Origin of the sequence: Rhodanobacter sp. MP7CTX1, assembly GCF_014205795.1 — a bacterium.
GTDB lineage: Bacteria > Pseudomonadota > Gammaproteobacteria > Xanthomonadales > Rhodanobacteraceae > Rhodanobacter.
On record NZ_JACHCN010000001.1, the window covers coordinates 492,681 to 508,323 of the forward strand.

The 15,643-nt window shown below is 59.6% G+C and carries 14 protein-coding genes; 7 read left to right on the plus strand and 7 right to left on the minus strand.

Features of this window, described 5'->3' with window-relative positions:
• Positions 1-12: 12 nt before the first annotated feature.
• The gene (locus tag HDE77_RS02365) at positions 13-357 is read left to right on the plus strand and encodes a hypothetical protein (protein WP_184415518.1); all 345 of its coding nucleotides are present in this window, start codon (positions 13-15) and stop codon (positions 355-357) included.
• Positions 358-431: 74 nt separating this feature from the next.
• Here the strand turns inward: HDE77_RS02365 and HDE77_RS02370 are convergent, their stop codons facing one another.
• The gene (locus tag HDE77_RS02370) at positions 432-1,238 is read right to left on the minus strand and encodes an SDR family oxidoreductase (RefSeq protein WP_184415519.1); all 807 of its coding nucleotides are present in this window, start codon (positions 1,236-1,238) and stop codon (positions 432-434) included.
• A gap of 115 nt (positions 1,239-1,353) precedes the next feature.
• On the opposite strand from HDE77_RS02370, the gene HDE77_RS02375 reads away from it, so the two are divergent.
• The 3 genes from HDE77_RS02375 (at position 1,354) to HDE77_RS02385 (ending at position 4,623) form a co-directional block, all read left to right on the plus strand.
• Complete coding sequence (locus tag HDE77_RS02375; RefSeq protein WP_184415520.1) at positions 1,354-2,313, plus strand: GlxA family transcriptional regulator; 960 nt, start codon at positions 1,354-1,356, stop codon at positions 2,311-2,313.
• Between the two features lie 111 nt (positions 2,314-2,424).
• A complete protein-coding gene (locus tag HDE77_RS02380) occupies positions 2,425-4,023 on the plus strand; it encodes an MFS transporter (RefSeq protein WP_184415521.1) in 1,599 nt (532 codons plus the stop codon).
• A gap of 27 nt (positions 4,024-4,050) precedes the next feature.
• Positions 4,051-4,623, plus strand: coding sequence for a molybdopterin-dependent oxidoreductase (locus tag HDE77_RS02385; protein WP_184415522.1), 573 nt, complete (start codon positions 4,051-4,053; stop codon positions 4,621-4,623).
• A 45-nt stretch (positions 4,624-4,668) separates the two neighbouring features.
• Here HDE77_RS02385 and HDE77_RS02390 read toward each other — a convergent pair whose 3' ends face one another.
• Positions 4,669-5,424 carry a molybdopterin-dependent oxidoreductase gene (locus tag HDE77_RS02390; RefSeq protein ID WP_184415523.1) on the minus strand — a complete coding sequence of 252 codons (756 nt, stop codon included), beginning with the start codon at positions 5,422-5,424 and terminating at the stop codon, positions 4,669-4,671.
• Positions 5,417-6,397: a cytochrome b/b6 domain-containing protein gene (locus HDE77_RS02395; RefSeq protein WP_343206042.1), complete on the minus strand. Its 981-nt coding sequence runs from the start codon at positions 6,395-6,397 to the stop codon at positions 5,417-5,419. The genes HDE77_RS02390 and HDE77_RS02395 overlap by 8 nt, the downstream gene beginning before the upstream one ends.
• Before the next feature lie 434 nt (positions 6,398-6,831).
• Here HDE77_RS02395 and HDE77_RS02400 point away from each other — a divergent pair, with 434 nt between their 5' ends.
• Complete coding sequence (locus HDE77_RS02400) at positions 6,832-8,988, plus strand: TonB-dependent receptor (protein WP_184415525.1); 2,157 nt, start codon at positions 6,832-6,834, stop codon at positions 8,986-8,988.
• Between the two features lie 51 nt (positions 8,989-9,039).
• Positions 9,040-9,390 (plus strand): DUF3147 family protein, encoded by a 351-nt coding sequence (locus HDE77_RS02405; RefSeq protein WP_184415526.1) that lies wholly within the window; start codon positions 9,040-9,042, stop codon positions 9,388-9,390.
• Positions 9,391-9,418: 28 nt separating this feature from the next.
• Here HDE77_RS02405 and HDE77_RS02410 read toward each other — a convergent pair whose 3' ends face one another.
• The 4 genes from HDE77_RS02410 to HDE77_RS02425 form a co-directional block, all read right to left on the minus strand.
• Positions 9,419-10,678 (minus strand): HupE/UreJ family protein, encoded by a 1,260-nt coding sequence (locus HDE77_RS02410; protein WP_184415527.1) that lies wholly within the window; start codon positions 10,676-10,678, stop codon positions 9,419-9,421.
• Positions 10,675-11,985, minus strand: coding sequence for a hypothetical protein (locus tag HDE77_RS02415; RefSeq protein WP_184415528.1), 1,311 nt, complete (start codon positions 11,983-11,985; stop codon positions 10,675-10,677). The genes HDE77_RS02410 and HDE77_RS02415 overlap by 4 nt, the downstream gene beginning before the upstream one ends.
• Before the next feature lie 9 nt (positions 11,986-11,994).
• Positions 11,995-13,524, minus strand: a complete 1,530-nt coding sequence (locus HDE77_RS02420) for a DUF4331 domain-containing protein (protein ID WP_221444075.1) — start codon at positions 13,522-13,524, stop codon at positions 11,995-11,997.
• 857 nt (positions 13,525-14,381) lie between these two features.
• Positions 14,382-15,047, minus strand: coding sequence for an autoinducer binding domain-containing protein (locus HDE77_RS02425; RefSeq protein WP_184415529.1), 666 nt, complete (start codon positions 15,045-15,047; stop codon positions 14,382-14,384).
• Positions 15,048-15,216: 169 nt separating this feature from the next.
• Here HDE77_RS02425 and HDE77_RS02430 point away from each other — a divergent pair, with 169 nt between their 5' ends.
• Positions 15,217-15,621 carry a DUF4902 domain-containing protein gene (locus HDE77_RS02430; RefSeq protein WP_255482486.1) on the plus strand — a complete coding sequence of 135 codons (405 nt, stop codon included), beginning with the start codon at positions 15,217-15,219 and terminating at the stop codon, positions 15,619-15,621.
• Positions 15,622-15,643: the final 22 nt, after the last annotated feature.

Below are 15,643 nucleotides of genomic sequence, written 5' to 3' on the forward strand. Positions count from 1 at the left end.
CGGAGCATGCTCATGAAAATCCAGATCGAAAGCCAGAAATTGCGGATACGCATTGACGAGAATGAACTGGCCAGGTTGCTGGCGGGCGACGGGCTGGAGACGCGCACAGGATTCGCTGATGCTTTCGCGATCAGCTTTGCAGTTCGTACAACGCAAGCTGATGACGCGACGTTTTCCGGTCAGGCTGATGCCTGGCAGATCGGTTTGCCCGATGCCGCGTTGCGCGAGCATGCGTCGCGTCTGCCGACGCGCGAAGGGCTCCGCTACACAATGGCAGGTAAGGATGCCGGGGATACCTTGCAGTTGCTGTTTGACGTGGATGTACGCGATAGCGTGAGGCATCGCCGATCGCCATGATCTCGACCGGCGGCGAAGCTATGGACGTCCGCCGACGACAGCGGACATCCACTTGATGCGATCACCTCAGAACATCAGGCTACCGCACGAGCACTAAAGCGTTTGGCTGGCTGGTTGTGGGACAAATTCGGACCCAGCTCGCGGCGCGCACGCTCGAAAGCATCCCAATCAGCCACCTCGGGCAACGATGGAATGGTCACCAATTCACCGTGATCGAAACCGGCAAGCGCGGCGTCGACCAGATCCTGGGCATTCATCACCATGGTTTGCGGCAGGTTCTCGATGGGCAGGCCGGCAACGTCCCAGAATTCCGTGCTGATCGCGCCCGGCAAGACCACCTGAATCTTTACGCCTTTGTCATTCAGCTCGTGATGCAGCGACTGACTGAAAGCCAGCACGAAGGCTTTGGTGCCGCCGTAAACACCATTGAGCAGTTCGGGTGCGACAGCAACGATCGATGAGATGTTGATGATCGCGCCGACACCCCTGGCCACAAATCCCCGCGCAGCAGCACCAGCCAGTCGCGTCAGTGCGGTGACGTTGAGCGTGATCATCGAATCCATCTTGACGGGGTCCGACGCAAGCAAGGGAGAAGCCGCCCCCACGCCGGCGTTGTTGACCAGCAGGGTGATGCTTGAGTCCGTGCGCAATACCTCTTCGACCAGGCGAATGTCGGTGTCCACGCTCAGGTCGGCGGCGAGAACCTCGACGGTGCGACCCGTCTCGGCGGTCAGGCGAGTGGCAAGCGCGCCTAGACGGTCTCGATTGCGAGCGACGAGGATGAGGTCATAGCCGCGGCGAGCCAGCCGATCGGCATAGACGGCGCCAATGCCTGACGATGCGCCAGTAATGAGAGCGGTGCCTTTTGATGCAGTAACCATGAGTTTTCTCCGTAGTGGTCGGCGGACGCCGGCTTTACAGAGCTAGGCTAGGCGCGTAGCATCCCGTCATCAATGACATATATGCAACGTTTCAGGACGCTGCGGAGATCTGGTCATGTTGCGTCTCGGGATCGTTCTTTTTCCTGGCTTCCAGGTGATGGGACTGGCCATGACCACGGTTTTCGAGTTCGCGAACCTCACCGCGAACGAAGCCGTTTATGACATCAAGCTGCTGTCTGAACATGGCGGGCTGGTTCCATCCTCGGGTGGATTTTCAGTCAGCACGGAGCCCTTCGACGACCAGCGATTCGACACCATTCTGGTCGGCGGTGACAACGACATCGTGCCCGCGTCAGCTGGCCTTCTAGCGTTTCTGCGCGAAGCGGCGCGGACATCCCGGCGGATCGGGGCGACCTGCACCGGTGCTTTCGCGCTGGCCGAAGCAGGGCTGCTCGATGGCCGGCGTGCGACGACCCATTGGTATCACGCCAAAGAGTTGCAGCGGGCTTTTCCCGCAGTAAAGGTCGAGCAGGACTGCATCTTCATCATTGATGGACCGGTTTGGACGTCCGCCGGAATGACCGCCGGCATCGATCTCGCGCTCGCGCTGGTCGAAAAAGATCTTGGGGCCGACGTGGCACGGCTGGTTGCCAAGAAACTTGTCGTCTACCACCGTCGTGCGGGTGGTCAGTTGCAGTTTTCCGCGCTGCTTGAGCTGGAGCCGAGATCCGATCGAGTTCAAACCGCGCTGGCTTACGCCCGACAAAACCTGACGGCTGAACTGTCGGTGGAGCAACTCGCCGAGTCCGCACACCTGAGCCCCAGGCAATTCAGTCGAGCGTTCCGCGCCGAGACCGGGCAATCGCCGGCGAAGGCCGTCGAGCAGCTACGTGTCGAAGCGGCACAATTGATGATGGGCTCCGGCAAGCACTCGATGGATGTCATAGCTCGCGAGACGGGTTTTGGAGATCGTGAGCGCATGCGCCGCGCCTTCTTGCGCGCGTTCGGGCAGCCACCTCAGGTGATGCAGCGTGCGACGCGCGCCGATGGCGAGCCCGCGGCTGCTCACGCATGATCCTTTACGATCAGGTGTAGAGTTTGCGCAGTCATCGGGGACCTTGAGACATGCCTGGCTGCGTCCCCAAGCACGGATCCGCGCCAGGCATTGCAACCGGACATCTGGAGCATGAGCCACATCGGAACGCCGCCATGCGACAACGGTAGGGTCTTGTCAGATGCTCCAGCCGTGCCCTGCTCAGTGGCTTCGCGCCGGTGGACACTGGTTGCTGCCGTGCTTGGGTCAAGCCTGGCGTTTGTTGATGGCACCGTTGTCAACGTAGCGCTTCCCGCCATTCAACGTGAGCTCAACGCTGCAGTTTCCGACGCGCAGTGGGTGATGGAGGCTTATGCGCTCACGCTGGCCGCGTTACTTCTGGTAGGCGGTGCACTGGGCGATCGCTACGGAAGACGGCTCATTTTCGTGATCGGGGTTTCGCTGTTTGCGATCGCATCGTTCACGTGTGCGCTTTCGGGCAGTGCACTGCAATTGATTGCTGCGCGTGCCGTTCAAGGTATCGGAGCAGCGCTGCTGATTCCCGGAAGCCTGGCCCTCGTGAGCTCGGCTTACCCCTTGGCCGAGCGCGGTGCGGCCATAGGGACCTGGTCAGCATTCAGTGGCATCACCACGGCCATCGGTCCTGTCGTTGGGGGATACCTGGTGGAGCACTATTCCTGGAAGTGGGCGTTCCTCGTGAATCTTCCGGTCAGTTGTGTATTGCTCATCATTTGCCTGACGAAAGTTCCAGAGAGTCGAAACCGGGAAAACCAGAGCCCGGTTGACCTGAGAGGTGCTTTGCTGGCGATAGTCGCGCTGGGCGGCATCGTGTTCGCACTCATCGACGCGCCGAGCGGATGGTTTAGCGCTGCGGTGTTGATCGCAGGCGCTGCAGGAGTTATCGCGCTGGTACTTTTCTTCTGGGTTGAGGCGCATCAAGACTCTCCGATGCTTCCCTTGCGTTTGTTCCGCGAACGCAACTTCGCCGGCGCGAACCTTCTTACGTTTTTGCTTTACGCCGCTTTGGGAGGAAGCCTGTTTTTTCTACCGCTCGACTTGATTCAGGTCCAGGGGTATGGCGCGACGGCGGCGGGCGCGGTCTTTATGCCCTTTATCGTGATCATGTTCGTCCTGTCGCGGTGGGCCGGGCGATTGGTCGATGTGTTCGGTTCCAAACTCCCGCTGGTCGTTGGGCCCGTAGTGGCTTCGGTCGGCTTCGGGATGTTTGCATGGCCGACGATCAACCCCAATTATTGGGTCACGTTTTTCCCGGCGATATGTGTCCTGGGTCTGGGTATGAGCGTTACGATCGCGCCGTTGACGACCACCGTCATGAACTCGGTGGGCACCGATCTGGCGGGCACCGCTTCGGGTGTCAACAATGCGATGTCCCGCGTGGCCGGGCTACTCGCGATTGCTGTGTTCGGTGTTGTTTTGACCCATCAATTCGACAATGCGCTGGCTACCGCGCTTGCCCACTCAGGGGTGGCCCCGGCTACCGTGGTCTCCATCCTGGCGGAACGCCAGAAGTTGGCAGGGATCGTCATACCCGCCCAGGTCTCATCCCAGGACACACTTGTACTGCGACGTGTTATCGGACTCTCCTTCGTCTCTGGATTTCGCTGGGTAATGACCATTTCCAGCGCGCTCGCACTTCTGAGCGCGATCAGCGCGTGGTTCTTGATAGACGGCAAGGGTGATACGGTCGGTTCGCCAGCGCCTCAACGATAGTCCTATGATCGAGAGCGAATAACGCCCATGTTGAAGATATCCTTGATGAAGCTAGGCATCGCCGTATCTCTGGCGTCGTGTCTCGTGTTTTCCGCTTGGGGCGCGCAAGCACCTTCCGCATCACTGAGCACGGGGTCCGTGCAGATTCTGGTCGCTGGAAGAGCCGCCACCACGTTCACCGAAAACGATTTGGCGAATCTGCCACGCAGCAGCATCACGGCGGGTGTGCATGATGAGAAGCCGAGCCTGTGGGAAGGCGTTGCACTTGCCGAGCTTTTGCGGCGTGCCGGCGCGCCGACGGACAAGCCATTGCGGGGACGCGAAATGGCCAAGTTCGTTCGTGTCACGGCTGCCGATGGCTACCAGGTGGTCTTCAGTCTGACCGAGTTGGACGCGGCGTTCGGCGATCGCCATGTGTTGTTGGTCGACCGACAGGATGGCCATCCGTTATCCCGGAAAGACGGGCCATTTCGGCTTGTTGTGGAAGGGGACAAGCGGCCGGCCCGATGGGTGCGGGAGGTCGAAACCATCGAGATCGTGGATGGTTCATCCGGGCTGGATCGTACCTCGGCTCGTACAGAGACTGACTCCGGCAAATAAGCATGCATCGCGAGGACGCTTGGCGCATTCAGCGAACCGACCTGATCAGATGCCGGCGTACCACTCGTAACCCTGATCTTCCCAGTAGCCACCCTTGCCGTCGCCGATCGCGTCGAAGGACTTGACCAGCTCGATCCGGCTGAGATATTTCGCCTGCTTGTAGCCGAGCTGGCGGCCGAGACGTAGACGCAGAGGCGCCCCGTAGGGTACCGGCAAAGGCTGGTCGTTCAAGGCAAACGCCAGCAGCGTCTGCGGATGTCTCGCTTCGCCGATGTCCACGCTTTCGTAATACGGCACGCCCACGTCCATTTCGTCGAAGCAATGAAATACGACGAACCGTGCCTGCGGATCGACCCCGACATGGTCGAGCACGGCCGACAACAGCGTGCCCTGCCATTTGCCGATGGCGCTCCAGCCTTCCACGCAATCGTGCCTGGTAATCTGCGTGCGCGTGTCGAGTTTTTTCAGGTCGTCGATCGATAGCCGGGTCGGCCGGTTGACCAGGCCGTCAATCTGCAACGTGTAGTCGCGAAACTGGTTTGCCATCAGCGCCCGGTAGGCAGGCGTGCCGGGTTGCGTGGTGCCATTGGCGTGAAACACAGGAGAGATATCCGCCTCGGAATATTCCTTCGCCATGCTGCTGGACGGCGCCAGCAACGCCTGTACGCGACGGTTCAATCCCTCGGCGCTGCCAAGTACCCGGGTTCCCCAGCCGCTCTGGGAGATCCGGTCACAGCCAGCGACAAGGATGCCGGCCGTACCCATGATGGCCATGCGCAGGAACGATCGACGATCAGTCATGGGGACGCTCCTCGGTGGCGGCTGGCGCGTCCGGTGTGACTTCATCAACCTCGTGCGTATCGACCCTTGCGGTTTCGACTTCGGCAGGGTGAATCCGGACAGTGTCAGCTTCCCCCGAATCAATCCTGTAGTAGCCGGTGATCATGCCGCGCAGCTGATTGAAAACCCCGCTGATCAGCACCTCGAATAAATGAATCAGCACGAACGCGACGAACGCCCAGGCGATGATGAAGTGGATGGTTCGCGCGGACTGGCGACCACCGACAGCTTCGACCAACGGCGAGAGCACGGCATCCATCCGCGGCGACATCGCCAGGCCCATCAGCACGATGCCCACGCCGAATACGAAGATCACGGTGAGGTAGGCGAGTCGCTGCAAAATGTTGTAGCGCAACGCTTCCGCGCCGTGGGGATGCTTGAAGCGGATGTGCTCGATGATGGAGCGGCCGATGCCCCGCCAGTCGGCACCGGTGGGCCACAGATCGTGCTGCAGGTGCCGTTTGGCGAGGGAGTAGCCGACGTAGCAAAGGCCGTTGAGCACGAACACCCAGGCAAAGAAGAAGTGCCAGCGTCGTCCCATCGCCAGCCAGCCCGGCCCCGGCACGGTGATCCAGGAGGGAAAACCACGCACTGTCGGCATGCCATTACCATCTTTGGAGACGCCCAGCACGCCTGTGGTGGTGAATTCGTGGTGGCCAATGCGGGTGGTGCCGACAAGGCTGCCCGTTGCGTCCTGATGCGCGGCCAGCGACAGGATTTCCTTGCCCTTGTCGGATCGATTGCCCCAATAGAGATTCGGATGCGCGTTGAAGATCTGCAGACCGCTGAAGAACATCAGCGTCAGTGCGATCACGTTGATCCAGTGCATGATCCGGATCGGCAGGGCATGCCGGTAGACCACCTGACGAGATGATGCACGTGGTTCGGGTGTCGGCGCGTCAATGTCGGCGACAGTCAGGCTTTCCGTATTCACGACCATGTACCCCGGCGAAGCAAACGGAACAGATTGGCCATCGAAGCATTGTACTCGCGCTTTACAGTCACCAAGACAACCTCCCGCTGAAATCCCCATAGGCCTGCTTTCAATTGCGGACGTACCGAAGATGACTATCGGTCAGTCTCATTCGATCCTGCCACAATGACTTCGCTGCCATAGTGATTGCGGTTACCTGCCCGGCATAGGCAGCTATCAGGCCGAGTACCCGTTCGCAGGCCAGTGACCTTGGCCGCATGCCCTTGACCACAGTCGAAGTCGTTACGCTATGGAGATCAAGAACACCATGAATCCAAACGCGGGACCTGGACGTACCTAAGAGTGACCCTCGCCGTTGAATCGTTCGGCTCACTCGCCTCATCTCGAGTAGGTGATCCTGGTTGGATACATCCCGTTCCCGTCTAAGTCACTTCATGCAGCGGCCCGCATGGCTGTTCTTCTGCGTGTTATTTACGACGCCCATCGCCCGGGCACAGCCATCGGATTCGCCCCTGGCAGCAGGCGCCCCCGCGAGTGCCGCGTCCGCGAGCACCTTGCCAGCGGTGGTGGTCACCGGGCACTACGAGAACGGTGTGGGAACGTCCAGCGCAGCCTCGCAGGGCGTGATTCTTGGTTCGTTGCTCCAGGACATTCCGCTACTTCGACCAGGCCAGGTGCTGGAAGCCATCCCCGGCATGGTGGTCACTCAGCATTCGGGCGACGGCAAGGCGAATCAGTATTTTCTGCGCGGCTACAATCTGGATCACGGCACGGATTTTGCCTCCAGTGTCGATGGTGTTCCGGTCAACATGCCCACGAACGCGCACGGGCAGGGCTATACCGACCTGAACTTCCTGACCCCCGAATTGGTACAGCAGATCGATTATCGGAAGGGCACGTATTTTGCCGAGAACGGTGACTTCTCCGCGGCTGGCTCCGCCGACATTTACTACCGAAATAGCCTGAGCAATCCATTTGCCCAACTGACAGTGGGTAGCTATGACTACCGCCGAGTCCTGCTCGCGGGTTCCTTCCCCGTGTTCTCGTCCGATAAGAGGAGCAATTCCGGCTCGGCTGCTTTTTCGGGTTCCCACGGGCCAACCCTGCTCGCGGCGGTAGAGGGGCTCGAAGAGAACGGGCCCTGGAAGTCGCCTGAGGACATGCGCAAGATCAATGGCTTCCTGCGCCTGAGCGATGGCGATACATCGCGTGGCTGGTCGGTCGATGCCAACGTCTACGACGCGCACTGGAATTCCACGGACCAGGTGCCTCTGGCGTTGATCCAGTCCGGCCAGCTTTGCCGGTTCTGTGCCCTCGACCCCACGGACGGTGGCGATACCGCACGCGACATTCTTTCCGGCGAATGGCATACGCACGACGCCAAAGGCTACACCACGATTTCGGCGTATCTGGAACACTACCGATTGCAGCTGTTTTCCAATTTCACCTTCTTCGAATTGCGCCCGAACACGGGTGACCAATTCGAGCAGGAGGAAGCACGCAATATGCTGGGCACGAAAATCGCCCATGGTTGGTTGCACAGCCTGTTCGGTCATGATTCGACGACTGAAGCCGGCGTACAGGTGCGGCGGGACTATATCCATGTCGGCCTGTTCGATACGCAGGCCCGCGTTCCGTTCCAGACCGTAGATGACAATCTGGTCGGCGAGACTGAAGCGGCGATGTATGTGGAAAACACCACGATATGGAGCAACTGGTTCCGCAGCCTGCTAGGTGTGCGTGAGGACAGCCTCCAGATGGGTCTGACCTCGCTGGCACTCGCGCAAAACAGTGGCAGTGCGTCAGCCAGCAGGACGTCTCCGAAGTTGTCCCTGATCTTCGGCCCCTGGGATAAAACAGAATTCTTCGTGGATGCGGGCGACGGCTTTCACAGCAACGATGCGCGCGGCGTCATTTACAAGATTGATCCCACCACCGGCGGTCCGGCTTCGCCCGTGCCACCTTTGGTCGGTGCTTTTGGCCAGGAGATTGGCGTGAGGACGGAAATCATTCCCGGACTGCAAAGCTCGCTGGCGCTTTGGCGTTTGAGTAGCGAGTCCGAACTCATCTACAACGCAGATTCGGATATCGGTAGCACGACGCCCAATGGCGCAAGCAAACGCGAGGGCGTTGAATGGAACAATCACCTTGTGTTGAACAACTGGCTTCTGTTCGATGCCGACCTGGCTTATACCCACGCGCGCTATGCCCATCAGAACGAAAATGGGCAACAGGGCAATGCCATTCCCAACGCCGTACCGAAAGTCGCCTCGGTGGGACTGAGCGTGCATGACGTCGATGGCTGGTCGGGAGATGTGAAGCTGCGCTACATCGGAAAATATCCGCTGTCGCAGGATGGCACCCTGATGGGGCCGCCCTCCGTGGTGACGGACATGCGTGTACAACGTGCACTGACGCCACGCATTTCGCTATCGCTGGACGTACTGAACTTGTTTGATCGCAAGTATTACGATATCGCTTACGAGCAAGACTATCGGGTTTCACCGAATAGCCCGATCGTGCCCGACGGCATGACGGTCCATCCTGGCGAGCCACGTGAGTTCCGTCTTACGCTGAACCTGAAGCTCTAGTCGCCGCCTGCCGGCATGACGATACGCACATCTGATACGGGCGCTGAATCCATGCTCTGGATCATCACGAAATATCTGTTGACCGCGGCGATTGTCGTCGCCGTATCCGAGCTGGCAAAGCGCAGCGATCGCCTGGGCGCCTTGCTCGCCTCGCTGCCACTGGTCACGTTGTTGGCGCTGACCTGGTTGCATATTGAAAAGCAGCCTGCCGACAAGATTGCGAATCACGCGTGGTATATGTTCTGGTACGTCCTGCCCACGCTACCCATGTTTCTGGCCTTTCCGCGCTTGTTCGCCCGATTTGGCTTCTGGCCGGCTCTGGCTATGTGCGCGATATTGACGATCGTCTGCTTTGGCGCGTTTGCATTCGTCGTCAAGCCATTCGGCATCAAGTTGCTCTGAGTCCAACTTTCGGGCGGAGCCGGCGACCTCAGCTTGGAATGATCGCGCTGAAGCCTGGAATCAGGATATCGAAGGCTCGCTGCACGAGCCAGCCGGTCGCGAGGGCGATGATCAGGAACGAGCCCCAGCGCAACAGCACCACTTGATAGAACCATGTCTTGCGCAGCAGGTAGGCCAGCGGCAGGAAGGCAAGCACGATCGCCTCCTGGCCGATCTCCACGCCGACACTGAAACCGCCGAGCGACGCTGCCATGGCTCCGGCTGGCAACTGCAATCCGGCCAGGGCGCTGGCGAAACCCAGGCCGTGAATGAAGCCGAAGGCAAACGCAATCAGCCAGACTCGCTTGTGCACAAGGGGATAGACATTGTTCAACGCTGCGACCATCACCGACAGCGCGATACCGGATTCCACCAGCCGGCTGGGCAGGTGCACGAAACCCAGCACCGCCAGCGATAGAGTCACCGAATGTGACAGGCTGAACGCGGATACGATCTTGATCACATCCAGGCACGCCGGCCAGAACCGCGACGTTGGTTCCCAGCCATAGCGAGGGTGCTGGGTAGCAACCGCCATCAGCGCGCCGCTGCTTTCCGCCAATGCTGCTCCAACCCGCCATCCATTGCCGTGCGGCGGTAGGCGGCGCCTGATCAGCACAGCTGGCAACAGCAGCGACAGCAGAAACAGGATGTGATCGACTCCCGTCCAGATATGCCAGATACCGTCGGTAACAAAGCTCTTGAATTCCCCCCAGCGATCCGGTTCGCGCAAGTCGAGGCTTGCCACGGGGTTGCTCGGCCCCAATACCGCACCGGCGATCTTGTCGCCCGAGCGGAGGGTGATAATGCCCCGGTGATAGGGGTCGAGGTCGTACATCAAGCGATAGACAACGGTGACCTTGCTGGGAATGTTCTTGTCGCAGACGGCATCGAACAGGATGACCGCATAAGCGCCATCCGTATGCTCGTCGACCTTCTGACCGCTGGGCTGCATGGCACACGTCAGGCCATCGCCTTTGACCTCAAGGCGGGATAGCGCGTAGTCCTCGATGGCCTTGCGCTGCGTCTGAACCTCGCCCCAGGTGATCGCACCATCGTGATTGGCGTCGATACCGATCGCAAAATCGAGATCGCGCAAGGCAATATCCCATTGGCCGTGCATCACATGGTCGTTGGTGGCATCGGTGCGCAACGTCAGATAGGCATCACTTTCCTTGTGTGCCAGCGCGCTCAGCGGAGTCAGGCCGAGGGCTAGGGCGCAAAGTGCAATGAGCAAACGGCGAATGCTCATGGGCCATTTCCCTTCGGCTTCGATGTCGCGACGGGCGCCGCGATCGACGGCGCTTCCTGCAACTGTGCAATCAGTGGATTGATGGTCACGTCATCGAGATGCGTGCGGGCAACGAAATCGAGCACAGGTGTCGCCGCCGATGGATCATGAGTGGCGAGTGCCGCCTCAAGATACACACGCACGTCCTTGGGCGATCGCTGTACCTTCCAGTCCTGCTGCGCCAGGTCGAGCGCAGCTTTTGGATCATGCAGGACATGTAGCATGTAACTGGATTGCTCGCGCATGAAAACGTGGTCACCGCGTTGCGCCATGGATTGGAACCGGGCGTTCATCTCGGCGACATCGATGCGGGTTCGCGGCAAGCCCAAGGCATTTTCGGCCGATACCCATACCAGGAACGACGTATCGGACTGGATGTCGCCGCTGACCAGGTTGATGGCGTCCCGTGGCCGCCCCTGGTCGAGCAGGAATTCGCCGTAGTCGGCGAGCAGAAAATTATCGCCCGGTGTCATTTGCAGGGCAGTCTTGAAGTGGGCGTCGGCCGCATCCGGCTTGCCCATGCGTGCAGCGGTATCGGCCATGAGGCCTTCTACCCACGCCCGTATGGCGACCGGTGCCTTGGGGCCCGGATCCTCGACCATCGACATCAGCGCGTAGGCCTGCGGGGCGTGCCCGGTGAGCGAACGCAGAGATGCGGTACACACGATGCCCATGAAATCGCTGCTGGCATTGGCCAGATGTACGCAGGCGTCATTGGCCAGCGCGTCATCTCCCTGCACCATGCCAATCGTGGCCAGCGTCAGCCAGGCCTGGGCGTTGCCGGGGTCGCGTTTGAGGACCTGCATCAATTCCTCGCGCGATGCATGAAAAGAGTGCCGGCTTTGCTGGATCGTTGCATGCACCAACAACACAGGAATGGGTGGTTCCGGTTGTTCCATGCCCGGTTCGATCACTGCCATTGCGCGACCCAGAAAACGCGAGTCACCGGTGGACCGCCCGTAGTCGATGTAGGCGAGCGCCAAGGCCACCGCCTTGCTCATATCGGTCGGATGTTGCCTGAAGTCGTTGCGCAGCTGATTGAAGCGGCGCACCCGCGGGTCAGTGGTCGGCGGAACGAGTTGTAGCACCACGGACGCGTTGGCGGGTGTGTACGGCGTGGTCTGATCGGCCTGCACGACGCTGGCGGTCAGGAATAGGGCCAGGGCAACGAAGAAACGTAGCGCACCGCAACAGCCGTTGCGGTGCGCTACCCCAGAGTCACCTCTGCGTTCATCGGGGCTCATGCGATGGAGTTGAAGGCGGCCCATGGCCATCACTCAGTTGGCAGCCACGCCATTAACGCCGTTGGGCGAACCCGCAAGCGGCGTCATCAGGTAGGGAAACTGAGCCAGGTAGGTGTCAGCAGCAAACTCATCGCCCGTTACGTGTTCGGTCGCTGCGGTCGGTCCGGGCGAGCGTGCACCGTCGGTAAATGGTGCTCCCTTGTTCGGGTCGGTGGCTTCGCTGCCGCAAGTGCCGATCGCTGTACTGCACAGCGCACCTTCCTCCACGCGCAAGGCGATATCAACGACATCGTCATACGGTCGACGCCCGTTGGGGAAGCCCGCCAGATCGCCACCCAGCACACCAAGATCGTTCTGGTTTGCTGGTGCGGTCACCGGAGTTGTCGTGTTCAAGCGCAACTCTTCGGACGGGGTGACATTCGCCGGTTTGTTGATACCCGGCACGCCGGTCAGGAATACGGTGACCAAATCGTTGCGTGGCGTTTGCGGCACGTTCGCGCCAAACAACGCATTCAAAAGCACCGGCACACTGGGATTGGTCACGTATTTCAGGAACTGCGTGTCGTTGTTGGGCTTGCTGTTGTTGAACTTGTCTTTGTCCGGCAGACCGATCACCAGTTCGTTCACCAGTGGCTGACCCAGACGCGATACCTGCACAAAGTTGTCGCCCGCGGCGAAGTTTGCCGGGACGGATTGAGCTTCGCCCTGCGGGCCAATGATCCGCGTCCTGCCTATGCTGGCTGTGGTCCAGGCCCCGATCACGGCGTCGCCACTGCTGTCACGCAGGCAACTTGCGGGTACTTCCAGCGCCAGCGTGTCGACATTCTTGTCCGTGAGCGCGTTATGCGTGGAATCCCTGGATCCGAGCGGATTCAGGTTGACCAGGTCAAAGATTTCACCGAGATCGGCGACGAAACCGTCCTTGCGCTGGCCGGCGAAGACACGACCGGGTTGGGAACAACCAGGTATCACAACGTTGTACACATAGCTGTTGGCGTAGGTCGCGTAGTTGGCGATCGACTTGTTGCCGATATTGTCGACCGGCTTGGTGAAAACCGCCGAACCGCCGGCGCTATTGACAAGGGGTCGACCTCTGGCCGTATCCGGATCGCCTTGCAGCAATTCCACTGTGTAGGTCTCGGTGCGATTGAGCGCCGCTTGATTGGTGCTGGAGACTGCGCCGATATTGAGCAATGGCACGGCAATCGGCGTACCAGTCGTCCCCGTGGGCACCGTGAGATCCTTGTACGTGTTGGTAAATCTGAATCGGAACGTCAGGTCTGCCTTGGCGCGGCCGGTATTGTCGATATGAATGTCATAGATGGCATTGTGATCCAGCGCGTAAAAGTTCGGACCGCCACCAGGATTTTGCAACGGGTTGTAGTTGGCGAGCAGAGTCACGTATCCCTGACGGCCTGGCTCATAGCTCATGAACATGTAGAAGTCGCTGGCGTCCACTTGCGGCATGGTGCTGATGAATGGCGCTTCGCGATGGCTTGAAGCCATGGCAATGGCGGGCGCCAATCCCAGTAGCAGGACTATGGGTTTCAATTTCAATTTCATGGTGTTGCCTCGTCGCGCTGAATGATCCGATTCCGCGGAGGTCTCTTGGGCTTGACGCGAAAGTGACGCCACACGGCTCCCTTGCAGATTCCGTTTGGTGATCTGTTCGGCGTGAGTCAGAAATCGGTGGCCTTGTCAGCGCATTTGCTTAAGCGCATGCAAGCACATCGAATGGCTGATCTTCACAGTCGACCCCCTGGCCATCTCGCTTCCTTGGGAGACACAAGGACGTACGCCCGGATCGGGGCCGCGGATGCAGAACATCTTGGGAGGGGCGACCAATGGCCTGGTCCATTCAGGTGCCGTTTATTTTTTGCGCGAATCGTGTTCGTGGCGCTCTGCGCTTATCACGCGCCAATGCGGACAGCTGCGAGCGACTTTGGTCGATCCAAAAGAATGGCGCCCAGAATCTGGGCGCCAAGGTGAGTCCTTTCGATAACCAGCATGAGGCTGCCCTGCGAATCCCTTCGGCCTGACATTCCGGGTCGGCAATGCCGCCATCCTTCGGCTTGGGCAACCTCGTCGCAACGATATAGGGGATGACGATCCAGGCGAACCTGTAATTTCTTCCAGTTCATCTATCGGCACTCTCGTGCCACGTTGGGCGCGCATGGATGCCGAGGGTAGGGAGAGGGGTAATGACGAACACCACCTATGTTGTGCATGGTTCCGCAATGGGTGCGAAGGGATCACTCGGTACTTCAAGACCGAAGTGCTTGCGCGTGCTCACGCCGCCTACCTGGGAGGCTCAGTCGACGGTGTTGTCATGTGGAAAGATTCACCCGAGCACGAAACAGGTAACCAGGTGGTGGCTTCTGCTGGCTGAAATGGGAGTGTTCCGAATCTCGTCGGCTTGATCAGAGCATTCCCAGCAGCAATGCCTTGGCGACCGCCTGCGTCTTGTTGGCGACGTCAAGTTTGGTCAGGCTGCTTGTGATGTGAAACGTGACAGTGCGTTCGGCGATACCAAGAATTCTCCCGATATCTTCGGCAGTTTTGCCCGCGGCGCTCCATCGCAACACTTCGGTCTCGCGGGAGGTCAGTTCGCTTTCGGGCCTCGGCATGAGCCTTTGGACTTCGGTGGTGCCAATCAAACCGTGGACCAAGTGGGATAGCCAGACCAGCTTCATCTCCGTCTCTGCCAATTCGGATTGAGTCACCAGTTGATGTGATCGTGCCAGGGAAAGCATGCCGGTCGTCATGTGCTTGCCGTGGGTGGCGAGCGCCCAGCCATGGCTTACGCCATGCGATCGCGCTTCTTCCCAGAACGCTGGCTGGCTATCGAAGACTTCATCAGTCCAGACCACCGGGGACAGCTCCTTCGATGTTCGCTGGATGAGTGGGTCGATCTCGAGATAGTTGTTCGCGAAATAGTGTTTCAACCAGCGCTCCGGATAGGTGCTGGCCCACGTCACACTGGGACTGGACAGGGGGAAGGGCACACGCAAAACGTAGGAGCAATATTCGAACCCCAGGTGGTGCACGATGGAAGCGAGTTCTTTCAGGACTTCGTCCGTCGACACTCCCGCTGATACGGTGAGTCGATTCAGACAGTCTTCTCGCCAAGCCTTCACAAGTGTCGTCCTAAGTCAATCTGCTGAAAATGACAGTTGGCCCTCTTCCAAGAGTGGGGATAGGGTAACCCGCCCGATCTTATGGAGAAATGCCGTGAGCCCCTCATCACCCTCATGCATGATCTTCACTGACACCAAAAGGTCGTTGGACGGCTATATACGCATGACGTTCGACGCACTTTCGAATCTGAATTTCCCGTCCAAGCTTGCGTGGCAAGACGAGGGACTGCAGCAGGATCTTATCGTAGACGATATCCCTGCTTCCTGTGCAGGGTATTGCGAGTGGGCGACCGAAGAGGCCGCTCCACAGATCAGCATCGGATGGGCCTGGTTTAGCCTGGCAGACGGCCGAACGTTCGTCGCGCCGGGCGGAATGAGTAGCAATGTCATGCTCGTGACGCAGGCGGGGTATGACTTGGGAATGCACAAGACCAACGAATTGTTGCACGCGTGGTTGGCGCGCGAATCCTGGCAGCCCGCCGAGCCAGCATCCGGCGCCGGGCAGGTGCTTGGCCACCTCTGAACGGCTCCGCGGGAGGCTGTGA